Below are 24531 nucleotides of genomic sequence, written 5' to 3' on the forward strand. Positions count from 1 at the left end.
GAAGCGCGAGGCGTTACGCGGCGGCCTTGGAGGCGAGCGCGGCCTGGGCCTTGTCCACCAGGGTCTTGAAGGCCTCCGGCTCGCGCGCGGCCAGATCGGACAGGACCTTGCGGTCGATCTCGATGCCGGCCAGCTTGATGCCGTTGATGAAGCGCGAGTAGGTCAGGCCGTACTGACGGACGCCGGCGTTGATGCGCTGGATCCACAGGCCGCGGAAATCGCGCTTCTTATTGCGGCGGTCGCGGTAGGCGTAACGAAGCGCCTTTTCGACCTTCTCGATCGCAATGCGGAAATTCTTGGAATTGCGACCCCGGTAGCCCTTGGCGAGCTTCAGGATCTTGCGGTGACGGGCGTGCGTCGTGACGCCGCGCTTAACACGAGCCATGGTTCAGTCCTTCCGAATTCTATGATGTGCCGAGATCAGGCGTTGCGCAGCCAGTTCTTCAGCACCGTGCGGGCGTTGGAGTCGCACAGGGTCATCATGCCGCGCGCGTTGCGCTTCATGTTCGGGGACTTCTGTTCCAGGCAGTGGCGCTTGTAGGCGGCCTGAGCGCGGACCTTACCCGTGGCGGTCACCTTGAAGCGCTTCTTGGCGCCGCTCTTCGTCTTCAGCTTGGGCATTTTCGTTTCCTAGAGGGAAATGAGGCGGAATTCCATCGGACGGTTGGGCATGCCCTGAGCCATACGGCCCAGCCTCGCCGCCCGTGGAAGGATGCGCTTATACGCGCGGGGGCGGCGGGATGCAAGGAGGATGTGGGGGTGTGCCTTTGCAGAATACCGCACAGCCAAGGAGCGCGCTCCGGTTCCCGCTTTCCAGACCATTCCAGTCCACCAGACGGCACACCGGAGGGTGTTAATTTGCGATTGATTTATCACTTGAGTATACCTTTGCCATCTGGCAACCTGCTAGCGATCGATGCGCATAGGCGCAATTTCTAACCACTATCGAAATTGATAACTAGGAATTATGGGAAGCAAGCGGCCAACTGACGTAAGCACTGCTTTCGTCCTCGATAACCCGGTTGATGTCACGCTGAATTTCTCGGAGATGGAGTCTTTTACGACCAGATCTCAAGAAATTAGGCGCTCGCTTCTCACAGGCCTTCACACTAAGCGCCACCATCTGAGGCCAGCCAATATCGTACTATCGACGATTCGAGACTTTGAATCGGACGCAGGCTTGTTCGAATACGTAGATTTCAAGGACTCCTTTGCTGAGCGTTCGGTGTTCCGCGGATGCTCCTTCGATTTCGCAGCGATAATCAACTGCGACTTTGAGGCGGTTGAGTTCGAAAATTGCCATTTTCACAATGTTTCGATCACAGGGACAACATTCCGCAATGTGCTCTTTAAGAATTGCGCGCTGGACCATATGGTTATTGAGCTCTGCAAGTTCTTTGATTGCAAATTCTTGGACTGCACAACCTCAAACAAGCTTTTTGATTTTTGCCTTTTCTCCAACCCGATTATTCACAACACTAATTTGCAAATTCAAACCCTGATTGGAAACTTTGGAATATATAAAGAGGCTATCACCGCCAGTGCAATTCGGGACAGAAGCATCGACGAGGAATTTTGCCTGTTGGGCGCTCAGGACATCGCTTCATATCCAGTATCCACTCCAATCGAGGCATTCAAAGTATCTCATTTTTTGGACCGCGATGCCACGTTAGCGGGTTCGAACGTCTTTGAAGCGACCTTTGCGCTTGATAGCTGGATCGGCACTGCCAAAATCCCACTTACTTTCACAAATATCCTAACACTCTACATGGAGTTTCTGCTGGACCTCTATGAAAGCGGCAAAATTATTGTCTTTCCGATATTGAAACTTCATTCGCTTACCGGAGCTCTGGTTGAGCATGCGTCGATCCCAACGGCCGCAATGACGCCGATCTACGGCGTTCATATGACGCTCGCCCGCATTGCAGAAGCATACCTCGCTGCGGTCACATCGACCACAAAGCGCTTGGGGAGCATAGCGTCCATTTTGGTGAATGGCCCATTAGATCCCGGTCATTATTTGGCTAACTATCCCTATATCTTCGCACGGCCAGGCATTGCGATTGTCAGCATAAAGAAACACAACTCACCAAACGAGATGTTTCTGGCATGGGACACCATTGCCGACATGATTCCCTTCGTTGCGTTGTTCATGGCCTCTAGATTCAAAATTGAGGTTGCTTCCTACGGAGGCACCTCCTCCCAGATGGTCGAGAGCCAGAGTGGAAGCAATTTAGAGTTAGGAAAGAGTCTTCTTCCAGGAAAGAGCTTGTTTGCGGTCAATCTCGGCTTCGATCAAGATAGTAGCCATCTTTACGGCCTGAAAATTAAGTCGATATTCCCAGGAAATTTGCTGGTTGAGCTTAGCCTCCAGCTATCAATTAGGCAGGTGACTGCGTCACGATTACTTCTTCTGAAGATACTAAATGGTGGAGAGCGAAAAGAGTGATAGTATTCTTACGGCTTCTTGTAGATCTGTCTCTTTAGAGAAATAGCTGAAACGAACGAACTCACGCGAAGGATCGATCGCAAAATACATGTTTGCCCCAACAATCACAGGCATTCCATGCTCTGAACAATGCTGTAGCAACCGCTCGCGCCTTTGAACATACGGCTTATCCAGAGAATCATAGGCTACCGACGCAGAACCGATGAAGCCGTTTTGCATCGGTGACATAGTAACCCGCGTACCGATGCACCGAACGGAAAGATTTCTGTGCAAGTTTAGAATTTGTCGATTCGCGGTTTGCAGCATCATAAAGAATCGCTCTGGTTCTGAGAGCAACTTTACTGCAAAATCAAGGCTGAACCTATCGATCGAGCCTTGGACCTGCTCACGCGCGAGCTGTAGCTGACGGCAGCGATGCTCGCCGTGAATAATGGTAGAAACCCTTGGCCCGTTGATTCCCATGCCTTTGAAGGGACTACGGATCTTTATGATCCGTGGATCGCGCGCATGGCTGTAATCTGCCAAATGAGGGGGCGTCAGCTGCTCTGTGGCCTCGTCGATTACCAGTACATCGTGTTTACTCATGCAGTGCAGAATGGCATCCAGGTGACTGACATCGTAATTTGAGCCTATACCAAATCTAGGCTGAGTGATCCAGATGACTTTAGGATGACTAAAATCAATCAAATCCAAGTTAATATTGAATTTCTCATTGAAATAGGTTGGCGCAAGACAAACGTTGAACGACAAATATTGTGCTTGCTTATAGCTCGCAAAATAACAAGGCGTCTCGAATACAATGTATTCGAATCCGCGCATGTGACGGAGGTAAGCAAGGATAGAAAGCGATGCTGAGGTTGCCGAACTGCATAAACTCAGATCGTCGTTGGAATAGGTTTGCCCATCCCAGAGCCCCAGAGTTCCCGCTATCACTGCTTTTTCGTCTCGTAATCCGCCATCGTAATCACTTGTATAAGCACGAATTGATTCGAGACCAAATTCGAAAGCGACTTCGGACCGATTTTCATACCAGTATGATGGATCGGCTGACACTCCGCCATCCTGCCGCAGCTTATTGAAATATTTGGCATTTATCCGATCAATGTCATCGGGAAAAAACACAGCGCGGTTGCTCATAATTCCTAGTTATCACCTCCCTCCCCGCATCCCCTCCGCCGCTTTGATCACCGCCGCCCGCAGGCTGGCGTCCGTCACCGTCGTGTAGATTTCTGTCGTCGAAATGCTCTGGTGCCCCAGCAGGCGTTGGACGAAGCGGATGTCCACCCCATTCTCCAGCAGCCGGGTCGCCGCCGTGTGCCGCAGCATGTGCGGAGTCACGCGGCGGGACAGTTGCGCCTCCTCGCCAATTCCCCGAATCAGCAAGCGGAGATGCTGGGTCGATGCCGGCCCGCCCGTTCCCGTCATCAGGAACCGGTCATGGTCACACCGCCGCGCGCCTGTCGCCCCCTGATAAGCCGTCACCAGGGCCGTCACCGCATCGTCGGGCAGAAACACCCGGCGCTGGCGACTGCCCTTGCCGACGATGGTGATGACGCGGCCGGTCAGATCCACATCCTCCACCCGCATGCCGGCCAACTCGCCCACGCGCAACCCCGTGGCCAGCAGCACCTCCACCGCCACCAGCGCCGTGAAGGCGTCGTGTTCGGCCTTGCGGGCAGCACGCAGGGCCTTCACTTCGGTAACCCGCCCCGCAATCCCCGCCCCGGCAAGAGCGGCGCCCCGCAGGCGGCGCACCTCGTCGTCGGTCAGATTGCGCGGCAGGCGGCGCGGCAGGCGGATGCGGGCGTCCAGCCGGTGGAAGGGGCTGATCTCGATCACCTCGTCCAGTTCAAGCCAGCGGAACATCACCTTCAGGCAGGCGATCCGCCGCTTGACGCTGGTTTCCTTCAGCCGCCGCACCTCGAACAGGTGGCTGAGATAGCGGCGCAGCAGCGGGCGGTCCACCACCGCCACCGCCGTCGCGGGGCCGGCGAATCGCTCGAACTCGGCCAGATCGATGGTGTAGGCGCGCAGACTATGGGGCGACAGGTTCTTGGCGACCCGGCAATGGGTCAGGAATTCGGCGCAAGCTTCAGCAAGGGTCATGCCGATCCACCAGAGGCTCCCACCCACGGCCACCGCAGCCACAGGAATACGGGCGTATGTTATACCCGGCAGTCAGTAGGCCAGCCCCCGGTGAATGGCAAGCACGGCCAGCGCCTCCAGGCTCATCAGCCCGCATGATAACGAAGCCGCGCAGTCCGGAATTCGCCCCATCCTTTCCCGTCGGCCGACCCGGTGATAGGATTGAGTACCTACGCCTTCAGGAGGTCTCAACGGCGATGGAACATCACCGGGAAACTGTTTCACCCTGTTCCATCACCCGGCAGACCGCCGACCTACCGCCGAACCGCACCCCGTGGAACAGTCTCCAAAACCTGTTCCACGACGTTCCAACCTCCGCCTCCCCCGCCCCTCGCCTCCATCCGCCCTACGCCATTCGCCGCAGCGCCTTCCGCACCGCACGCCCCCGCTGGCGCATGGCCCTTGCCCGCGCTATCTTCCCGGCCATGAGCGACCGCACCCCCCCATCCTCCGCCGACCCGCAAAAGCCCGCGTCCGGTGCCGCCCCCTCCGGTGCCGAAGGCAACTGGTTCGGCTTCACCCCCGTCGATCCGTCCGCCAAGTCCGGGCTGGTCCGCGCCGTGTTCGACAGCGTGGCGACCAACTACGACCTGATGAACGACCTGATGTCGGGCGGCATCCATCGGCTGTGGAAGGACACGCTGATGGAGATGGTGGCGCCGAAGCCGGACATGACCCTGCTTGACGTGGCCGGCGGCACCGGCGACATCGCCTTCCGCTTCCTGAAGAAGGGCGGCGGAGCCGCGGTGGTCTGCGACATCACCGAGGCGATGGTCCGGGTCGGCCGCGACCGTGCCATCGACCGCAACATCCTGTCCGGCGTGCAATGGACGGTTGGCGATGCGGAAAGGCTGCCCATCGCCTCGCGCTCGGTCGACGCCTACACCATCGCCTTCGGCCTGCGCAACGTCACCCGCATCGACGAGGCGATCAAGGAAGCCCAGCGCGTCCTGAAGCCGGGCGGCAAGTTCTATTGCCTGGAATTCAGCCACGTCGTCCTGCCGGTTCTGCGCGAGCTGTACGACGTCTATTCCTTCCAGGTGCTGCCCTTCATGGGCCGCGTCGTGGCGAAGGACGAGGCGAGCTACCGCTATCTGGCCGAGAGCATCCGCCGCTTCCCACAGCAGGCCGATCTGGCCAAACGGATCGAGGCCGCCGGATTCGGCGCGGTGCGCGTGCGCAACCTGTCGGGCGGAATCGCCGCCATCCATTCCGGCTGGCGGATCTAAGACCCCGTGTTCCGCATCCTGCGCAACCTGATCCGGATGGCCGTGATCGGCCGGACGGTCGCCCGTCACGATGCCCTGCCCACCAGCCTGCTCGGCACCGCCCCCGGCCTGCTGTGGCTGTGGCGCCGAGTCGCCCGCAAGGGCGTGCCCGGCCGCGAGGGCGAGCGGCTGGCCCGCGCGCTGGCCGAACTCGGCCCGACCTACATCAAGCTGGGGCAGCTGCTGTCCACCCGCTCAGATCTGGTCGGCGAGCGGATGGCCGTCGATCTGGCCGAGCTGCAGGACAAACTGCCGCCCTTCCCCGCCCATCAGGCCCGCGCCATCATCGAGGCGGAGTTCGGCCAGCCGGTCCATGCCCTGTTTCAGAGCTTCGACGACAAGCCGGTCGCCGCCGCCTCCATCGCCCAGGTCCATTTCGCCGTCACCGCCGATGGGCAGGAGGTGGCGGTCAAGGTGCTGCGCCCGGGGATCGAACAGGCATTCGAGCGCGATATCGACCTGTTCTACCGGCTGGCCGGGCTCGCCGAGTGGGTGCTGCCCAGGCTGAAGCGGCTGCGGCTGGTCGAGGTGGTCGACACCTTCGCCCGCACCTCCCGCCTGGAGATGGACCTGCGGATGGAGGCGGCGGCGGCGTCGGAACTGGCGTCGAACTTCAAGGACGATGACACCTTCAACGTGCCGAAGGTCGATTGGGAGCGCACCGGCGGCCGGGTGCTGACGCTGGAGCGCATCCGCGGCTTCAAGGTGGACGAGCCGGCCCGCATCTCCGCCGCCGGCTTCGACCGCGACGAGATTCTGGCGATGGCCTCGGCCAGCTTCTTCAATCAGGTCTTCCGCGACGGCTTCTTCCACGCCGATTTGCATCCCGGCAACCTGTTCATCAACGAACAGGGCACCATCACCGCCGTCGATTTCGGCATCATGGGCCGGCTGGACCGCGAGACGCGCTATTACCTCGCCGACATGCTGATCGGCTTTTTGACCGGCGACTACCGCCGCGTCGCCATCGTGCATTTCGAGGCCGGCTACGTCCCGCGCCACCAGTCGATCGAAATCTTCACCCAGGCCTGCCGCGCCATCGGCGAGCCGTTGCAGAACAAGCCGCTGGCCGACATCTCGGTCGGCCGGCTGCTGGCCCAGCTGTTCGCCGTCACCGAACAGTTCGAGATGGAAACCCAGCCGCAGTTGCTGCTCCTGCAAAAGAGCATGCTGACCGCCGAGGGCGTCGGCCGCCTGCTGAACCCCAACATCAACATGTGGGAGCTGGCCCGCCCGCTGATCGAGGAGTGGATGCGCGAGAATCGCGGACCGGAGGCGCAGTTCATCAACGATGCCGGCGCCATCCTGTCCACCGTCCGCCGCATTCCCGCCCTGGTCAGCGAGGCGGAACGGGTGACCCGCGACATCGCGGAAGGCGGGGTGCGCCTGCACCCGCAGACCGTCCGCCAGATGCTGAACGGCTGGGAGACCCGCCGCCGCTCGGACCGCATCGCCCTGTGGGTGATCGCGGCCCTGCTGGCGGTGATCGCGGTGCAGATGCTGTAAGGGCCGCGACTGGGCTAAAGTTGTTGCTGCGCTTTCCTCGACCGTCATTCCCGCGAAGGCGGGAATGACGGTCGAGGAAAGTCCTTTTTGCCAGATCAATACCCCCGGCTGCGATCCACCAGATTGGGCAGCGGCCGGCCGTCGTGCAGGGCCTTCACCGCGTCGGCCACCTGCACGGCGCAGCGGGACGGGTGGGTGATCCCAGCGACATGGGGGGTGACGCGGACCTTCGGATGACGCCAGAGCGGATGGTCGGCCGGCAGGGGCTCCGTCGCGAAGACGTCCAGGCTGGCGCCGCGCAGATGCCCGCTCTCCAGCGCGTCGAGCAGGTCCCGCTCGACCAGATGCCCACCGCGGGCGGCGTTGACCACCACCGCCCCCTTGGGCAGGGCGGCGAACAGCGAGGCATCCATGATGCCGCGGGTTTCGTCGGTCAGCGGCAGCAGGCAAACGAGGAAATCGCACTGCGGCAGCATCGCCGCCAGCCCGTCGGGACCGGAGAAGCTCTCCACCCCCTCGATGCTCTTCGGGCTGCGGCTCCAGCCCATCAGGCGGTATTCCAGGGTCCGCAGCGTGCGGGCCGACGCCGCCCCCAGTTCGCCCAATCCAAGGAAGCCGACGGTCACCTCGGAGGCCGGGCGATGGTCCCTCTGCTCCCACCGTGCCTCGGCCTGGAGGGCGGCATAGCCATCCATCAGCCGGTGCCAGTACAGCACCTGGAAAGCCACATAGCCGGCCATGTCGACCGTCAGCCCGTCCGCCACCATGCGGACCAGCGGCACGTCGGGCAGGGTCGGATCCTGCAGGATCGGCTCCACCCCGGCGCCCAGCGACACGATCAGGCGCAGGTTGGGCAGCGTCGCCAGCATGCCGGCCGGCGGCTTCCACACCACCGCGACCTCGATGTCGGCGACATCGCCGGTCTCGGGCCAGACGCGCATCTCCACGCCGGGAAGATGGCGGGCGATTTCCCGGCGCCAATCCTCGGCGCTGTCGCTGGCGGAGCAGAACAGAAGCGTCACGGCCGAACCCCTGCTATCAAGAGATCATGTTGGGGTGCGAACGATAGCGCCTTTCCCGAACCGCGCAAGGAAGCAAGCCCGTGCCGCGCCTGATCCTGCTGAACAAGCCCTATGGTGTGCTGCCGCAATTCACCGACGACCAGGGCCGCCCGACCCTGGCGGAGCTGGTGCCGGTGAAGGGCGTCTATGCCGCCGGCCGGCTCGACCGCGACAGCGAGGGGCTGCTGGCGCTCAGCGACGACGGCCCGCTGATCGCCCGCATCGCATCGCCCGCCAACAAGATGCCCAAGACCTATTGGGTGCAGGTGGAAGGCGTGCCAACCGACGAGGCGCTGGAGGCTCTGCGTCGCGGCGTCACGCTGAAGGACGGCCCCACCCTGCCGGCCGAGGTGCGGCGGATGGAGGAGCCGGAGTCGCTGTGGCCGCGCGATCCGCCGGTGCGCTACCGGGCCGCCATCCCCACCAGCTGGATCGCGCTGACCCTGCGCGAAGGGCGCAACCGGCAGGTCCGCCGCATGACCGCGGCGGTCGGCTTCCCCACCCTGCGGCTGATCCGCTGGTCGATCGGCGATTGGACATTGGATGGGCTGGCGCCGGGGCAGTGGCGGGAGGTCCCCCAACCGCCCGCGACACCCAGCAAAGGGCCAAAGGCTCCGGCGCCAACCGGTCAGCGCGCCCCCGTCAAGCCGCGCCGAACAGCTGCTCCTCGCTCAGCGCCATCACGCTCGCGGAGCCGTTGACGACGGTCGCCCGCAGCGCCGCCGCCTTAGGCAGCACATGGGTGGCGTAGAAGCGGGCGGTCAGCGGCTTGGCCGACAGGAAGGCGGTGTCGCCATCGCCCTCCGCCAGCCGTTCAACCGCCACCTTGGCGGCGCGGGCAAGCTGCCAGCCGCCGGCGACGACACCCATCAGTTCCAGCAGCGTCACCGACGCGGCGGCCGGCAGGCGCGGGTCCTGCTTCGCCGTGGCCAGAACCCAGGCCACCGCCTGCTTGGCCTCATGCACCGCAGCGACCAGCTCGGCACCGGTGACGCGCAATGCTTCATCGGCGTGGCCGGACAACTCGCCGCCCAGCGCCGCGATCTCGTCGAGCAAGCCGTTGGCCGTCGCCCCGCCGTCGCGCAGGATCTTGCGGTTGATCAGGTCGTTGGCCTGGATGGCGGTCGTGCCCTCGTAGATCGTGGTAATGCGGGCGTCGCGCAGATGCTGGGCGGCGCCGGTCTCCTCGATGAAGCCCATGCCGCCGTGGACCTGCACGCCGTCCGACGCCAGCTGTTGGCCGGTCTCGGTGCACCAGCCCTTGGCGATGGGGGTCAGCAGATCGACCAGCAGGGCGGCCCGGCCACGTGCCGCCTCGTCGGCATGGTGATGCGCCACGTCCACCGCGGCGGCGGCGGTGTAGAGGATGCCGCGCATCGCCTCGATCCGCGCCTTCATGCCCATCAGCAGGCGGCGGACGTCGGGGTGGTTGACGATGCCCTTCGACTGACCCTCGGTCCAGCCCAGCGGCTTGCCCTGCACGCGGTCGCGGGCATAGGCAAGCGCCTGCTGGTAGGCGCGCTCGGCGATCGACAGGCCCTGCATGGCGACGTTCAGCCGGGCATGGTTCATCATGGTGAACATGTATTCCAGGCCGCGGTTCGGCTCGCCCACCAGGAAGCCGGTCGCCCCGCCCTCATCACCGAAGGACAGCACGGCGGTCGGGCTGCCGTGGATGCCCAGCTTGTGCTCCAGCGACACGCATTTCACCTGATTGCGGGCGCCCAGGCTGCCGTCCGGGTTGACCAGGAATTTCGGCACGACGAACAGGCTGATACCCTTCACGCCCGGAGGCGCATCGGGCAGGCGGGCCAGCACCAGATGGACGATGTTCTCCGTCAGGTCATGGTCGCCGTAGGTGATGAAGATCTTCTGGCCGCCGACGAGGTAATGGTCGCCGTTCGGCACCGCGCGCGACCGGGTGGCGGCAAGGTCGCTGCCCGCCTGCGGCTCGGTGATGTTCATGGTGCCGGTCCACTCGCCCGAGATCATCTTGGGCAAATAGATGTCCTTCAACGCGTCGGAGCCATAGAGCTGCACCGCGTTCACCGCCCCCTGCGTCAGCATCGGGCAGAGCGCGAAGGCCATGTTGGCGGAATGCCACATCTCCTGCACGGCGGTGTTCAGCAGGTTGGGCAGCCCCATGCCGCCGCGCGTCGGATCGAAGGGCAGCCCGTTCCAGCCGCCCTCCACCAGCGCCTGCCACGCCGGCCCCCAGCCCTCCGCCGTGCGGGCGATGCCGTCGGCGCCGAGATTCGCGCCCTGGACATCGCCGATACGGTTCAGCGGAGCCAGGATGTTCTCGGCGATCTTCGCCGCCTCGCCCAGGATGCTGTCCACCATGTCGGGGCTGGCATCCTCGAAGCCCGGCAGAGCCGCCACCTCGGCCATGCCGGCGAGGTGGTCGAGGACGAAGCGGATCTCTTTCAGCGGCGGGGTATAGGGGATCGCGGCGGCGGTCATGGGGGACCTCTTCGGGTAACGGAGGAAATGAACGGGATCAGACGGCCTGCTGCAACTCCGGCAGCGCCTTGAACAGGTCGGCGACGAGGCCGTAATCGGCGACCTGGAAGATCGGCGCCTCCTCGTCCTTGTTGATCGCGACGATCACCTTGCTGTCCTTCATGCCGGCCAGATGCTGGATGGCGCCCGAGATGCCGACGGCGACGTACAGCTCCGGCGCCACGATCTTGCCGGTCTGGCCGACCTGATAGTCGTTTGGCACGAAGCCGGCATCGACCGCCGCGCGGCTGGCACCAACCGCCGCGCCCAGCTTGTCGGCGATGACCTCGAGCAGGTGGAAGTTGTCACCCGACTGCATGCCGCGCCCGCCGGAGATGACGATGCGGGCGGCGGTCAGCTCCGGCCGCTCCGACTTCGACAGCTCGGCCGAGACGAAGCTCGACAGGGCGGGATCGGCGACCGCTGCGACGCTCTCGACCGGGGCGCTGTTGGCGGCTGCCGCTGCTTCGAAGGCGGTGGTGCGGACGGTGACGACCTTCACCGGATCGGACGACTGAACTGTGGCGATGGCGTTGCCGGCATAGATCGGCCGCTCGAACGTGTCGGCGGAGACCACGGCGGTGATGTCGGAGATCATTGCCACGTCGAGCAGCGCCGCGACGCGCGGCAGCACGTTCTTGCCCACCGAGGTGGCGGCGGCGAGGACGTGGCTGTAGCCGGAGGCGATCGACACCAGCAGGGCCGCGACCGGCTCGGCCAGCGCGTGCTCGTAGGCGGCATCGTCGGCGAGCAGCACCTTGGCGACGCCGGCCAGCTTGGCGGCCTGCTCCGCAACGGGGGCGGCATTGCGGCCGGCGACCAGGAGGTGGATGTCGCTGCCGAGCTTGGCAGCGGCGCTGACCGCGTGGGCGGTGGCGGGCTTCAGGGTGGCGTTGTCGTGGTCGGCGAGGATCAGGATGGGCATGGCGGGTTCCTCTGTCGGGCGGGCGGGGAGTGCGGACACTTGCCCCCACCCCGACCCTCCCCCGCTGGGCGGGGGAGGGAGCAGGATGCTTGTCGGCGTTCGGCGGCAGTTCCCTCCCCTGCGAAGCGGGGGAGGGTTAGGGTGGGGGCACCGGGGCCGGCGCTCCTCAGATCACACGCGCCTCGCTCTTCAGCTTGTCGACCAGGGTGGCGACGTCCGGCACCTTGATGCCGGCCTGCCGCTTGGCCGGCTCGGTGACCTTCAGCGTCTTCAGACGCGGTGTCACGTCGACACCCAGCGCATCCGGGGTGACGGTCTCCAGCGGCTTCTTCTTCGCCTTCATGATGTTCGGCAGCGAGGCATAGCGCGGCTCGTTGAGGCGCAGGTCGGCGGTCACCACCGCCGGCAGCTTCAGCTCAACGGTTTCCAGACCGCCGTCGATCTCGCGGGTGACGGCGACTTTGCCGTCAGCGGCAACAACCTTAGAGGCGAAAGTGCCCTGGCCCCAGCCGAGCAGGGCGGCCAGCATCTGGCCGGTCTGGTTGCAGTCGTCGTCGATCGCCTGCTTGCCGAGGATGACGAGGCCGGGGGCCTCCTTCTCGACCAGGGCCTTCAGCACTTTGGCGACAGCGAGCGGCTCGGTCGTCACGTCGGTCTGCACCAGGATGGCGCGGTCGGCACCCATGGCGAGAGCGGTGCGCAAGGTTTCCTGGGCCTGGGTCGGGCCGACGGAGACAACGACGATCTCGGTCGCCGTACCGGCTTCCTTCAGGCGCACGGCTTCTTCGACGGCGATCTCGTCGAAGGGGTTCATGCTCATCTTCACGTTGGCGGTCTCGACGCCGCTGCCGTCCGCCTTGACGCGGACCTTCACGTTGTAGTCGACGACCCGTTTCACCGGCACCAGCACCTTCATGATGGCGTGTCTCCTCTCGAATGGTGTTCTTCTATGGACTCAGGCGGCGGCGGACAGGGGCTGTCCGCGCAAGGCTGCGACCGCATCGGGAATTGGCGGGGAGGCCGCGGTGGTGCCGAGGGCTGCCAGCACCTCGGCCGGCGCGACCACGCCCCGGCTTCCGACGAAGGCGCCCTGGACGACGGCCATCGCCGCCAGCCCGCCCCGCGTTTCCATGCGGTGTTCGATGAAGATGTATTTATCGTCCCAGCACAGCACACGGCTGACCAGGGTGAATTTCTGGAACGGCCGCAGTGACCGGCGGTAGCGGATCGTCGCCCCGCCCAACACAGGCTGCCAGCGGTTGCGCAGGATCGCCGGCCCCAGACCGACGCGGATCATCAGGTCGGTGCGACCCAGATCCATCACGCTGAAATAGCGCGCGTTGGTCATGTGCAGGTTGATGTCCAGGTCGGTCGGCCAGACCCGGAAACGCAGCGCCGACGGCTCCAGCAATCCCGAGCGTCGACCGCGCCACGCAGCAAAGATAGCGGCGGCGGCGACCGCCAGCAGGCGGAAGATCAGGTTCATCGCCCCTCTCCCGCCTTGAAGGCATCGCAGGCCGCCCGCGGATGTCGTTGTCCCATCATGTTCCGATCCCCCCTCCACAGGGCCGATCGGCGCACGATGGGCGCCCGACCGGTCAGCTGTCCTTCGCGGCGGTCTTCAGGTCCGCCAGGGTGTTGTTGACCTGCTCTTCGATGTCGCGCAGCTCCTGCACGGTGGCTTCCAGGTCCTCACGCTGCTGGGCGAGGTCCTTCAGCCGCTTCTGCACCCGCTTCAACAGGTTCTTCTGCTGCTCGACCCCGCCATTGACGTTGTAGAGGTCGAGATATTCGCGGATTTCGGCCAGCGAGAAGCCCAGACGCTTGCCCCGCAGGATCAGCTTCAGCCGGGCGCGGTCGCGCTTGGTGTAGACCCGGTTGTTGCCGACGCGGTTCGGCGCCAGCAGCCCCTTGACCTCGTAGAAGCGCAGGGCCCGCGGCGTGATGCCCAGCTCCTCCGCAAGCTGGTTGACCGTGTAGAGCTGTTCCATCCCTGGGAAGACCTTTTGTTTGCGTTCGGCACAATGCGCCTTCCGTTTGGTAGCACAGCTGCCGTCGCGTGATAAGGCTTCCCTTTACGTCCGGGTCAACGCGGTGACTTCGGGTCATCCTCCGTTCGATAGAGCCTGCTTCGCCTCGGCGATCAGTTCCTTTTTCGACAACTTGCCGACGGCGGTCTTCGGCAGTTCCTCGCGGAACTCGATGGCCGTCGGCATCTCGATGCGGGAGATCTTGTCGCGCAGGAAGTCGCGCAGAGCATCCGCCGTCAGGCTCGCGCCGGGCTTCAACTGCACGAAGGCCTTCGGCGTCTGGCCCCGGTAATCGTCGGGCAGGCCGATGACGCAGGCGGCGACAACGTCGGGATGCTGATAGATCGCTTCCTCGATCATGCGCGGATAGACGTTGTAGCCGCTGCATATGATGAGGTCCTTCAGACGGTCGAGCAGGAAGACGTATCCATCCTCGTCCATTGTCCCGACATCGCCGGTCAGCAGGAATCCGTCGACCACGGTGCGGTCGCTTTCCTCCGCCCGGCCCCAGTAGCCGGCCATGACGTTGGGTCCGGCAATCGCCACTTGGCCCTTCTCGCCGATGCCGAGTTTGCGGGCCGGATCCTCAAGGTCGCGGATCTCGATGGCGATGCCGGGCAGCGGCAGGCCGATCGACCCCTCCTTGTTGACGCCGTTCAGCGGGTTGGCGGCGCAGACGGGGGAGGCTTCCGACAGGCCGTAGCCTTCGATCAGCACGCAACCGGTCGCCGTCTCGAACTGGCGCTTCAGCTCCATCGGCAGCGGCGCGCCGCCGGAGATGCAGTAGCGGATCGAGGTCATCGGATAGCGGCCGACCTGCGGATGGCCCAGCAGCGCCTTGTACATGGTCGGCACGCCGGGGACGAGCGTCGGCTTGCGCCTGGCGATGGTCTTCAGCACCTGTTCGGTCTCGAAGCGCGGCAGCATGATCAGTTCGGCCCCACAGGCCAGCCCCATGTTCAGCACCACGGTCATGGCGAAGACATGGAAGAAGGGCAGGACCGCCAGCATGCGCTCCCGGCCCAGCGCCACCTCGGGGAACCAGGCCTGCACCTGCCGCGCGTTGGACAACAGGTTGTGGTGGGTCAGCATCGCACCCTTGGGCACGCCGGTGGTGCCCCCGGTGTATTGCAGCACGGCGACGTCGCGCAGCCCGTCGATGCGCACCGGCCGCAGCGTGCCGTCATTGGCAAGCAGGCTGTCGAAATCGACATGGCGGTCGTCGCGCGGCACGGCGGCGAGTTCACCGCGCTTCAGCACGCTGAACAGAGCCTTCTTCATCGCCGGCAGGATGGATGCCATGCGGCAGACGACGATCCGCTTCATCGGCGTGCGCGTCAGCATCGCCCCGACACGCGGGTAGATCTGCTTCAGGTCCAGCGTCACCATGATCTCGGTCTGCGAGTCGGTGATCTGGTGCTCCAACTCCCGCTCGACATAGAGCGGGTTGTAGTTGACCACGGTCCCGCCGGCCTTCAGCACCGCGAAATAGGAAATGACGTAGGTCGGGCAGTTGGGCAGGCACAGCCCCACCCGCACCCCCGGCCCGACGCCCAGATCCTGAAAGCCGCGGGCGGCGCGGTTCACCAGGGCCAGCACCTCGGCGTAGGTGTAGCGGCGGCCCATGAAGTCCAGGCAGGGGCGGTCGGCATAGCTCCCGGCCGCCTCCTCGAACAGCATGTGCAGCGGCATCGGCGTGAAGGTCTGGTCCCAGGCGATTCCCCTGGGATAGTGCGCCAGCCAGGGATGGACGGTGTCATTGGCGGCGGCGCCATTGGCATTGGTGGTCGGCGGATTGGCGCTCTGCGCAAGCGGCTCGGGCATGCTTCGCTCCCCTTGGCGGTGGCGCGTTCCGGATCACCTGACGGCCGGCACCGAACGGCGGCATCGACAAGCGGCGGGCGTCTGAAACGCTTTCGTTATGACGTTGACGTAAACGTAATGCGCGCCTACTGTCAAGACCAGTCCTACGAACAATCCTGAGGGCACGCTTTCATGGTCGACGACATTCTGCAGGAACTGCGCAGCCGCAGCGGCGATCTGCGCTCGCTCAACGCCTCGGTCCGCTTCCTGCTGGGCAAGGAGGGCGAGGTGATCCGGGTCGACGGCCGCGCCAGCCCGATCAGCATCAGCCGCGATGACGCCGAGTCCGACTGCACCATCCGCATTTCGCCGGAAAACCTGCAGAAGCTCATCAACGGCAAGCTGAACCCGATGCTGGCCTTCACCATGGGCAAGCTGAAGGTCGAAGGCTCGATGGGTGTCGCGATGAAGCTGGCGCAGCTGCTGGACGACTGACGACGCGGCCGGAAGAGCCGCCCACCAAATCAACCGGGAGGAAACGAACATGACGACGATGCGCACCAATTGCGCCACCCTGTCCGCTGCCCTGATGGCGGCCACGCTGCTGGCCGGTCTGCCGGGTGCGGCCTCCGCGCAGGCGACCGCGCGCACGCTGACCTACCAGATCCTGATGGGCGAGGACCCCATCGGCACCGAACAGGTGAAGATCGAACTGCAGGGCGACCGCACCAAGGTCACTGTCACCGCCACCACGCGGGTGAAGGTGCTGTTCATCAACTTCCGCTACGACCACAAGCGGGAGGAGATGTGGAAGGGCGGCGTTCTGGAATCGATGACCGCCACCACCGACGACGACGGCACCCCGCACAAGATGGACATGGCGCGCGATCCCGGCGGCTACCAGCTGGTCGTGGACGGCAAATCCCAGCAGGCGCCGGCAAGCGCCCTGCCGCTGACTCTGTGGACGACGGACGTGCTGAAGCACCGCGAGCTTCTGTCGGTGATCGACGCGGCTCCCTACAAGGTGGCTTCGCGCAAGATCGGAGCGGAGACGGTGGAGGCCGGCGGCAAGGCGACCGAGGCCGCCCACCACCGCATCGAGGGCGATGTGGAACGCGACCTGTGGTATGCGGCGGACGGCACGCTGCTGAAGACGCGCTTCAAACGCAGCGGCTATGATATCACCTATGTCCTGAAGTGAATTCCGCCGATGAATCCTGAGTGAACGAGGACCCGATGCCGATCTTCCTGTTTCCCGACGACCCCTTCTGGAACGAGGAGGCCGACGCCGTGGAGTTCGCGGTGCAGGTCGGGGAATATCAGGGCCGGGTCTTCGTCACCCGCCGCACGTTGCAGGGCATCGTCGGCCACATGCCGAAGCCGGACGAGGCGGTTCAGCAGGTCTGCATGAACCGCCCCCTGTTCGAACGGGCGACCGAACAGCGCATCATGTCCCGCGCGCTCGACCCCGATGCCAACATCCACCTGACCGGCCGCGACCTTCACCGCGCGGCCGGCTGAACCGAAGCGTCAGCCCCCGCAAATCAATCCAGATGGGCGTAGCGGCCGCGGAAATACAGCAGCGGGTCGCCGTCCTCGCGTGAGGTCAGATTGCGGACGCGGCCCAGCACGATGACGTGGTCGCCGCCATCCAGCAGATGCTCGCGGTCGCATTCCAACGTGGCGAGGCAGCCCGTCAGCAGGCGGACGCCGCCGCGGCCGGTGGTGGTCTCCAGCCCTGCCCAGCGCTCCTGCAGGTCGCGGCGGGAGAAGCGGTTCGACAGCTCCTCCTGGTCGGCGGCCAGGATGTTCACCGCGAAATGCGGGGCGACGTTGAAGGCCTCGAAGGACATCGCGGCACGGCCCAGGCAGAACTGCACCAGCGGCGGATCGAGCGACACGGACGAGAAGGAGTTCACCGTCACCCCCAGCGGCAGCCCGTCTGGCGCGATTGTGGTGATGACGGCGATCCCGGTGGCGAAACAGCCGAGGGCGGAACGGAACGCAAGGGGATCGATCGGCTGTTCGGTGGTCATGACGTCCTGTGGTGTGGGCCGAAGTGGAGGGGCTGGCGGAGAAGACGGCAGGGGACCCGTGCAAGGCCCCCTGAGTGGCCGAAGATGACATTGAAAGTAGGAAATACCGCGAATTAATCCAGCACGCCATCCGGTGCAAGCCGCATCTCCGTCGCATCCCCCACCACATCTGCCCCGCATCTCCGCCCGATCTCCGTCGCACCTCCCGTGGAGGCAACGTCGTTAAACGGATCTTAATCAAACCCGGTCAGGGTTTTGCCGCGGCGGACAGCCGCCGCGTCCACCGCGGCGCCGCGCGCGGAAATCGGCCTTCGGGCCTCGAACCATTCGCCACGGCCAGGGCATGAGCGGGAATTCCGGCGGCGACGAGCGGCCAATCATCATCAAGAAGAAGAAGGGCGGGCACGGCGGCCACCATGGTGGTGCGTGGAAGGTGGCCTATGCCGACTTCGTGACCGCGATGATGGCCTTCTTCCTGCTGCTGTGGCTGCTGAACGTCACCACCTCGGACCAGCGCAAGGGCATCGCCGACTATTTCTCGCCCGTGTCGGTCAGCCGCGAACAGTCCGGCTCCGGCGGCATGCTGGGCGGCAAGACCATCACGGTGCCGGGCGCGCAGATTTCCCCCAGCTCGCCGATGTCGGCCGATGTGCCGGTGTCGGGTCCGCCCGGCTATTCGTCGCAGCAGACCGACGACGCCGACGACCCGACCGAATCGGCCGTCGGACCCGGACAGGGCACCGGTCCGGGAAAATCGGGCAAGGACTCGGCGGCGAACGGTGCGGCCTCCGATGCCGACGTCGCCGACCAGAAGCCCAGCGAGACCCGCGCCGAGTTCCAGAAGCGGATGGAGGAGATGGCCAAGCAGCTGGGCATCCCCGGCCAGAAGCCCGGCGAGAAGCTGTCCGACTTCGGCGAGCGGGTGAAGGAGGCGATGGAAAGCCTGCAGGGCGCGGCCAAGGAGGCCCGCCAGTTCCAGCAGGCGGCCACCGAGATCCGTCAGGCGATCCAGTCGGTGCCGGAACTGGAGCCGCTGGCCCAGAACCTGATGATAGACCAGACGCCGGAAGGCTTGCGCATCCAGATCGTCGACCAGGACCGCGTGTCGATGTTCCCCGGCGGCTCCGGCCAGATGTATCCGCAGACCCGCCAATTGGTGCAGCAGGTGGCGAAGGCACTGTCGAAGCTGCCCAACAAGCTGTCGATCAGCGGCCACACCGATTCCACACCGTTCCCCTCAGGTTCCGGCCGCGACAACTGGGATCTATCGACCGAGCGGGCCAATGCCACCCGCCGCGCCTTGCTGACCGGCGGCATCGACCCCTCGCGAATCCAGGACGTCGTCGGCAAGGCCGACCGCGACCCGCTGGTCGCCGATCAGCCCAACAGCCCGCGCAACCGCCGCATCACCATGGTCCTGCTGCGCGAGACCCAGGCGGCACCCGCGGCCGGCGGCCAGTCCGGCGGCGGCGGCGCCCCCACCAAAGCACGATAAGTCTTCGGTGCCGCCGGTACTTTGGCGCTAATTTCCGGAATCGCCGGCATCCGAATTCTTGCTTTGTCATCGCGTCGCACAACGGCACGCGCGTTTGCCCTGTTCAAAGCGCGCGGCGTTGGGTCATACTTCCTGCACAATGCGACATGGCCGGGGCGATGCCGCCCGGCCCGCGATGATCGGTCAGATACAAGCGCGGGGGAGTCTGTGAGCGTACCCGAGGGCAAACCGTCCGACCTTTTGTCATCCTACAATCCTGGCCTGTACTTCGACGAATTGTTCGGAGCCATGGATTTGCCGGCCGAACATACGGCGCTGATCCGCCAGAGGCTGGCCGCGCTCGACTTCGATGAACTGCGCCGCCGCGCGCAGGATGCGGAGCGGGAGCTATACAATCTCGGCATCACCTTCATCGTCTATTCCGACAAGGACGCCGTCGACCGCATCCTGCCGTTCGACGTCATCCCGCGGGTGATCTCCGCACCGGAATGGAAGCATCTGGAGGCAGGCGTCACGCAGCGGGTCGCCGCGCTGAACCTGTTCCTGCACGACATCTATCATGACCAGAAGATCCTGAAGGACGGGGTGATCCCGCGGGATCTGGTCGAGGGGAACCATAATTTCCGCCCGCAGATGATCGGGCTGGACGTTCCCTTCAACACCTACATCCACATCATGGGCACCGATCTGGTGCGCGACCGTCACGGCACCTTCCGCGTGCTGGAGGACAATGGCCGTGTTCCGTCCGGCGTCTCCTATGTCGTGGAGAACCGCCATATGATGCAGCGGGTCTTTCCGGACCTGTTGCAGGACATCGGCATCCGCCCGGTGGACAATTACGGCCACAAGCTGCTCGATGCCATGATGGAGATCGCGCCGGTCGACGATCCGCAGGTGGTTCTGCTGTCGCCGGGCACCTACAATTCGGCGTATTTCGAGCACATCTTCCTGGCGCGCGAGATGGGCGTGCCGTTGGTGGAGGGGCGCGATCTGGTGGTGGAAAACGACCGCGTCTTCATGAAGACGACCAACGGTCTGGCTCCGGTCCATTCGATCTACCGCCGGCTTGACGACGCCTTCCTCGATCCCAAGGCCTTCAATCCCGACAGCCTGCTGGGCGTGCCCGGCATTTTGGAGGCCTACCGCAAGGGCAATGTCGCCCTGGCGAACGCCATCGGCACCGGCGTGGCCGACGACAAGGCGGTCTACTGTTACGTCCCACGGATGATCAAATACTACCTGGACCAGGACCCGATCATCCCCAACGTCGACACCCGCATCTGCCGTGAGCCGGACGCCCTGCAATACACGCTGGACAATCTGGCCGATCTGGTGGTGAAGCCGGTGGGCGAGGCCGGCGGCTACGGCATCACCATCGGCCCGCGCGCCAGCAAGGCGGAGCTGGAGGATTGCCGGGCCAAGCTGCTGGCCGATCCGTCCAATTACATCAGCCAGCCGGTCGTCGACCTGTCGGTCTGCCCGACCGTCTGCGACGATGCCATCGAGCCGCGCCATGTCGATCTGCGCCCCTTCGCCATCACCGGCAAGAGCACCTGGGTCCTGCCCGGCGGCCTGTCGCGCGTGGCGCTGAAGAAGGGCACGCTGATCGTCAATTCGTCCCAGGGCGGCGGCTCCAAGGACACCTGGGTTCTGGAAGGTGGTGCGGCATGAACCTGCTGTCCCGTTACGCCGAGTGCATTTTCTGGATGGCCCGCTACATGGAACGGGCCGAGAATCTGGCCCGCATTCTGGACGTGCACGAAACCTTCGCGCGCGACACCCGCGGGGCCACCAACTGGTTCTCCATCGTCCAGCTGAACGCCGACGAGAAGGACTTCTTCAGCCGCCACGACCGCCCGACGGCGGAAGCGGTGATCCACTACTACATGTTCGACGCGCAGAACCATAATTCGCTGCTGTCGATGCTGCGGATGGCGCGGGAGAATGCGCGGACCCTGCGCCCCTGGATCTCGACGGAGATGTGGACGCAGATCAACGTGTTCCACAACAAGCTGCTGGAGATGTCGGTCAAGGACGTGGCGACGCAGAACCTGTCCAAGGTCTGCACCTGGATCAAGGAGGAATGCCAGACCCACACCGGCATCACCGAGGGCACCTTCTACCGCGACCAGGGCTGGTACTTCTACCAGATGGGCAAGTATATCGAGCGGGCGGACCAGACCACGCGCCTGCTCGACATCAAGTACCACACGCTGCTGCCGTCGTCGGCCGAGGTCGGGTCCACGCTGGACGTCAGCCAGTGGACGACGGTGCTGCGCTGCACCGCCGGCTACCACGCCTTCCGTCGCGTCTATCCCCGCGGCATGTCGCCGACCACGGTCGCCGGCTTCATGCTGTTCAACGAGGGGTTTCCGCGCTCTGTCGTGATGTGCGTGCGGCAGATCGACGGGGTGCTGACGCGGATGCGCTCGCGCTACGACCTGCGCGGCGGGTCGGCGGCGATGGAGCGGGTGGACGAGCTGCTGGCCGCGCTGCTGTCACGTCCGATCGATGCCGTGCTGCGTGACGGCCTGCACGAATATCTCGATTGGATACAGCTGCAGCTGAGCATCGTGACCACGGAGATCGCGCAAGCCTTCTTCGGCGTACAGCCTCCTCTGGCAGTTCAGAGCCAGTCGCAGTAAGCTCAGGTCCGGCGGAGGGGTTTCACGCTCCTCCGCCTCCTCCTCACTGTCGTGGTGGTTGTCGGTCAGAATGTCGGTCATCCAGCCGCCGCAGCGTCCATTGCAGCAATTCTTCCGGTCGGGGCCGATGCCCTGCCCCTATCTGCCCGGACGTGTGGAACGCAAGCTGTTCACCCGCCTGATCGGTCCCTTCGCGACCGAGGTGAACTCGACCCTGTCGCGCGCCGGCTTCCGCCGCAGCCACGACATCGTCTATCGGCCCGTCTGCCCCAACTGCCAGGCCTGCGTGCCGGTGCGCGTACCGGTTGCGGAGTTTGTGCCGACTAGGTCGCAGCGCCGGGTGCTGAAGCTGAACGAGGGGGTGACGCTGGCGGAACGCCCGGCCTACGCCACGTCGGAGCAGTACCGGCTGTTCGCGCTCTACCAGAACTCCCGCCATGGCGATTCCGACATGGCCCGCATGGCGATGGGTGATTTCGCCGCCATGGTGGACGAGGGCAGGGCGGACACCAACCTGCTGGAGGCGCGGGACGAGCGCGGCCAACTGGTCGGCTGCATGCTGACCGACCGGCTGTCGGACGGCTATTCGGCGGTCTACAGCTTCTACGACGCGGCGCAGGACCGTCGCAGCCTGGGCACCTTCATGATCCTGGGCCTGATCGAACGGGCGCGGCTGGCCGGCATGCCCTATGTCTATCTCGGCTATTGGATCGCCCACAGCCGAAAGATGGCCTACAAGGCGAAGTTCCATCCACTGGAATGCCTGGGCGAGGACGGCTGGCGCCCGGCTGAGATCGCTCGGGACATGGACGGACCGATCAGGAATGGAGAGTAGAGGCATCGCCGCCGCACCAACGGCGATGCGCCCTTCCCAGATGACCGCCGACGTCAGGCTGCCTTGATGTCGCTCAGGAACTTCTCGACATCCCGGCGCATCAACTCTGCCTGTTTGGACAGTTCGCTGGCGGCGCCCAGCACCTGATCGGCGGAATTGCCGGCCTCGCCTGCGGCTTGATTGACCTGGACGATGCTGCCCGTCACCTCTTGCGTGCCGGCAGCGGCCTGCTGGACATTGCGCGAAATCTCGTTGGTCGCCGCGCTCTGCTCCTCGATCGCCGCGGCGATGCCGGTGGTGATGTCGTTGATGCGGCCGATGGTGCCGCCGATGCCGGTGATCGCCGTCACCACGCCATAGGTCGTCTGCTGGATGGCGCCGATCTGGCCGGCAATTTCCTCCGTCGCCTTGGCGGTCTGGCCGGCAAGACTCTTCACCTCGCTGGCGACCACGGCGAAGCCCTTGCCGGCCTCTCCTGCCCGCGCCGCTTCGATGGTGGCGTTCAGCGCCAGCAGGTTGGTCTGGCTGGCGATGGAGTTGATGAGTTCGACGACCGCCCCGATCCGCTGGGCTGCATCGGCGAGGCTGCGCACCGCGTCGCTGGTCTGCGCCGCCTCCGTCACCGCCTTGCCGGCAATGTCGGCCGAGCGGGCGATCTGGCTGCCGATCTCCCGGATGGAACTGGCCATCTCCTCGGTCGCGGTCGCGACCGTCTGGACGTTGGCACTGGTCTGTTCGGCGGCCGACGCCACGACGGTGGCCTGGCTGCTGGTCTGCTGCGCCATCGCCGACATGGCGTGCGCGGTGGCGTCCAGTTCCGACGCGGCCGACGCCACGGTGCGCAACGCGGCGCCGGACGACGTCTCGAAGGAGGCCAGCAGACGCTCGATCGCCGCGGTACGCCGCGCCTTGGTCTGCTGTTCGGCGGCCTCGGCGGCGGCGAGCCGGTCGGCCTCGATCAGACCGTCCTTGAAGATCTGGACCGCTCTGGCCATGGCGCCCAACTCGTCCTTCCGCTCCGTTCCATCGACGGCGACCGAAAGTTCCCGGTTCGCGAGACGGCCCATGATCGTGGTCAGCTTCTGGATCGGCCGAACCACGGTGGACAGCATGGAAACAGCGATGCCGATGCAGATCACGGCAACTAGGCCGGAAGAAACCATGATGAGGATTCTGCCGTTTTCGTACAGGTTCTGGCCTTGGTCAGCCGCCTTTGCGCCCTCGCGCGTATTGAAGTCGATCAGCTTCTGCAAAAGGCCTTTTGCCGTCCTATACTGATCTCTTGCTTGTCCACGGAAGACGGAACCAGCTTCTTCGGTTTGGTTCTTGCGCGAGAGTGGAAGCAGAACGGTTTTGCTGGTTTTCAGATAACCGTCCCATGCTGACTTGAACGCCTGATAGGTTTCGGTCTCGTATCCTGGCGTCAGCATGGCCGCATAGATCTTATCGGCCTGTTCAAAAGATTTAAGAATCTCCTCCAGGGTGTTTTCTTCGACGCGCATGCCCTCGTCCGAGGTTGAGATGATGTGCGCACCCTCATTGATGCGGTAGTAATCGAACAGTGTGTAAAGATTGGCGACCGCAGCCACGGACGGAAGCCAATTGTTCCTGATTTCGAGAGACTTATCGTTCATCGACGACATCTGCAGGATAGAGAAGCCTCCAAACGCAATAAATATGATTATTACTGCTGTAAAGGAAGCGATCGACTTCATTCGAACCGTCATGTTCGATAGCCACGTCATTCCCCATCTCCTGCAAAATGCAACGGTGCTGATTGAAAAGGCGCTAAAACCGGCAGACACCATATCGCCACGCCTCTTTGGGCGTC

The 24531-nt window shown here is 64.2% G+C and carries 24 protein-coding genes; 11 read left to right on the forward strand and 13 right to left on the reverse strand.

The genetic code is table 11. The features are described 5' to 3' along the window. Positions 1-13: 13 nt before the first annotated feature. The gene (rplT, locus tag FZ938_RS00980; protein ID WP_012975157.1) at positions 14-385 is read right to left on the reverse strand and encodes a 50S ribosomal protein L20; all 372 of its coding nucleotides are present in this window, start codon (positions 383-385) and stop codon (positions 14-16) included. Positions 386-420: 35 nt separating this feature from the next. Then, positions 421-621, reverse strand: a complete 201-nt coding sequence (gene rpmI / locus FZ938_RS00985; protein ID WP_012975158.1) for a 50S ribosomal protein L35 — start codon at positions 619-621, stop codon at positions 421-423. Positions 622-1180: 559 nt separating this feature from the next. On the opposite strand from rpmI, the gene FZ938_RS00990 reads away from it, so the two are divergent. Then, the gene (locus FZ938_RS00990; protein ID WP_174757164.1) at positions 1181-2449 is read left to right on the forward strand and encodes a pentapeptide repeat-containing protein; all 1269 of its coding nucleotides are present in this window, start codon (positions 1181-1183) and stop codon (positions 2447-2449) included. Here FZ938_RS00990 and FZ938_RS00995 read toward each other — a convergent pair. Both FZ938_RS00995 and FZ938_RS01000 read right to left on the reverse strand, forming a co-directional pair. Then, positions 2423-3586: an aminotransferase class I/II-fold pyridoxal phosphate-dependent enzyme gene (locus FZ938_RS00995; protein WP_149196857.1), complete on the reverse strand. Its 1164-nt coding sequence runs from the start codon at positions 3584-3586 to the stop codon at positions 2423-2425. The genes FZ938_RS00990 and FZ938_RS00995 overlap by 27 nt on opposite strands. Positions 3587-3598: 12 nt before the next feature. Continuing rightward, the gene (locus FZ938_RS01000; protein WP_149196858.1) at positions 3599-4555 is read right to left on the reverse strand and encodes a tyrosine-type recombinase/integrase; all 957 of its coding nucleotides are present in this window, start codon (positions 4553-4555) and stop codon (positions 3599-3601) included. 434 nt (positions 4556-4989) lie between these two features. On the opposite strand from FZ938_RS01000, the gene FZ938_RS01005 reads away from it, so the two are divergent. Then, a complete protein-coding gene (locus FZ938_RS01005; protein WP_149197636.1) occupies positions 4990-5823 on the forward strand; it encodes a class I SAM-dependent methyltransferase in 834 nt (277 codons plus the stop codon). 6 nt (positions 5824-5829) lie between these two features. Next, complete coding sequence (gene ubiB / locus FZ938_RS01010) at positions 5830-7368, forward strand: 2-polyprenylphenol 6-hydroxylase (protein WP_149196859.1); 1539 nt, start codon at positions 5830-5832, stop codon at positions 7366-7368. Positions 7369-7463: 95 nt separating this feature from the next. Here the strand turns inward: ubiB and FZ938_RS01015 are convergent, their stop codons facing one another. Further along, on the reverse strand, positions 7464-8390 hold the full coding sequence (locus tag FZ938_RS01015; protein ID WP_149196860.1) for a 2-hydroxyacid dehydrogenase: 927 nt from the start codon (positions 8388-8390) through the stop codon (positions 7464-7466). An 80-nt stretch (positions 8391-8470) separates the two neighbouring features. On the opposite strand from FZ938_RS01015, the gene FZ938_RS01020 reads away from it, so the two are divergent. Beyond that, positions 8471-9130 (forward strand): pseudouridine synthase, encoded by a 660-nt coding sequence (locus FZ938_RS01020; RefSeq protein WP_149196861.1) that lies wholly within the window; start codon positions 8471-8473, stop codon positions 9128-9130. Here the strand turns inward: FZ938_RS01020 and FZ938_RS01025 are convergent. The 6 genes from FZ938_RS01025 to FZ938_RS01050 all read right to left on the reverse strand — a co-directional run bounded on the left by FZ938_RS01025 (position 9072) and on the right by FZ938_RS01050 (position 15710). Then, positions 9072-10892 carry an acyl-CoA dehydrogenase C-terminal domain-containing protein gene (locus tag FZ938_RS01025; protein ID WP_149196862.1) on the reverse strand — a complete coding sequence of 607 codons (1821 nt, stop codon included), beginning with the start codon at positions 10890-10892 and terminating at the stop codon, positions 9072-9074. The two genes, FZ938_RS01020 and FZ938_RS01025, sit on opposite strands and share 59 nt — an antisense overlap. Before the next feature lie 37 nt (positions 10893-10929). Beyond that, complete coding sequence (locus FZ938_RS01030) at positions 10930-11856, reverse strand: electron transfer flavoprotein subunit alpha/FixB family protein (protein WP_149196863.1); 927 nt, start codon at positions 11854-11856, stop codon at positions 10930-10932. A 166-nt stretch (positions 11857-12022) separates the two neighbouring features. Continuing rightward, positions 12023-12772 carry an electron transfer flavoprotein subunit beta/FixA family protein gene (locus FZ938_RS01035; protein WP_149196864.1) on the reverse strand — a complete coding sequence of 250 codons (750 nt, stop codon included), beginning with the start codon at positions 12770-12772 and terminating at the stop codon, positions 12023-12025. A 39-nt stretch (positions 12773-12811) separates the two neighbouring features. Beyond that, entirely contained in the window at positions 12812-13342 is a 531-nt protein-coding gene (locus FZ938_RS01040; RefSeq protein WP_149196865.1) for a thioesterase family protein, read from the reverse strand. Positions 13343-13454: 112 nt separating this feature from the next. Beyond that, positions 13455-13847: a MerR family transcriptional regulator gene (locus FZ938_RS01045; protein WP_149196866.1), complete on the reverse strand. Its 393-nt coding sequence runs from the start codon at positions 13845-13847 to the stop codon at positions 13455-13457. 114 nt (positions 13848-13961) lie between these two features. Then, positions 13962-15710, reverse strand: a complete 1749-nt coding sequence (locus FZ938_RS01050; protein ID WP_149196867.1) for a long-chain-fatty-acid--CoA ligase — start codon at positions 15708-15710, stop codon at positions 13962-13964. A 171-nt stretch (positions 15711-15881) separates the two neighbouring features. Here FZ938_RS01050 and FZ938_RS01055 point away from each other — a divergent pair, with 171 nt between their 5' ends. From FZ938_RS01055 to FZ938_RS01065, 3 genes are read left to right on the forward strand one after another with little or no spacing between them, the layout of a single operon-like run. Beyond that, positions 15882-16184, forward strand: a complete 303-nt coding sequence (locus FZ938_RS01055; protein ID WP_085089532.1) for an SCP2 sterol-binding domain-containing protein — start codon at positions 15882-15884, stop codon at positions 16182-16184. Between the two features lie 49 nt (positions 16185-16233). Beyond that, complete coding sequence (locus tag FZ938_RS01060) at positions 16234-16890, forward strand: DUF6134 family protein (protein ID WP_149196868.1); 657 nt, start codon at positions 16234-16236, stop codon at positions 16888-16890. A gap of 35 nt (positions 16891-16925) precedes the next feature. After that, positions 16926-17210 carry a DUF1488 family protein gene (locus FZ938_RS01065; protein ID WP_149197637.1) on the forward strand — a complete coding sequence of 95 codons (285 nt, stop codon included), beginning with the start codon at positions 16926-16928 and terminating at the stop codon, positions 17208-17210. Positions 17211-17233: 23 nt separating this feature from the next. On the opposite strand, the gene FZ938_RS01070 is transcribed toward FZ938_RS01065, so the two are convergent. After that, the gene (locus tag FZ938_RS01070; RefSeq protein WP_149196869.1) at positions 17234-17725 is read right to left on the reverse strand and encodes a flavin reductase family protein; all 492 of its coding nucleotides are present in this window, start codon (positions 17723-17725) and stop codon (positions 17234-17236) included. Between the two features lie 343 nt (positions 17726-18068). On the opposite strand from FZ938_RS01070, the gene FZ938_RS01075 reads away from it, so the two are divergent. From FZ938_RS01075 to FZ938_RS01090, 4 genes are all read left to right on the forward strand, one after another. Beyond that, on the forward strand, positions 18069-19220 hold the full coding sequence (locus tag FZ938_RS01075) for a flagellar motor protein MotB (protein WP_149196870.1): 1152 nt from the start codon (positions 18069-18071) through the stop codon (positions 19218-19220). Positions 19221-19508: 288 nt separating this feature from the next. After that, the gene (locus tag FZ938_RS01080) at positions 19509-20891 is read left to right on the forward strand and encodes a circularly permuted type 2 ATP-grasp protein (protein ID WP_246457411.1); all 1383 of its coding nucleotides are present in this window, start codon (positions 19509-19511) and stop codon (positions 20889-20891) included. Continuing rightward, entirely contained in the window at positions 20888-21865 is a 978-nt protein-coding gene (locus tag FZ938_RS01085; protein WP_149196871.1) for an alpha-E domain-containing protein, read from the forward strand. The genes FZ938_RS01080 and FZ938_RS01085 overlap by 4 nt, the downstream gene beginning before the upstream one ends. A gap of 70 nt (positions 21866-21935) precedes the next feature. Further along, the gene (locus FZ938_RS01090; RefSeq protein WP_149196872.1) at positions 21936-22700 is read left to right on the forward strand and encodes an arginyltransferase; all 765 of its coding nucleotides are present in this window, start codon (positions 21936-21938) and stop codon (positions 22698-22700) included. Positions 22701-22753: 53 nt separating this feature from the next. Here the strand turns inward: FZ938_RS01090 and FZ938_RS01095 are convergent, their stop codons facing one another. Next, positions 22754-24445, reverse strand: coding sequence for a methyl-accepting chemotaxis protein (locus FZ938_RS01095; RefSeq protein ID WP_149196873.1), 1692 nt, complete (start codon positions 24443-24445; stop codon positions 22754-22756). Positions 24446-24531 lie beyond the last annotated feature (86 nt).

The organism is Azospirillum oryzae (assembly GCF_008364795.1).
Classification (GTDB): domain Bacteria; phylum Pseudomonadota; class Alphaproteobacteria; order Azospirillales; family Azospirillaceae; genus Azospirillum; species Azospirillum oryzae.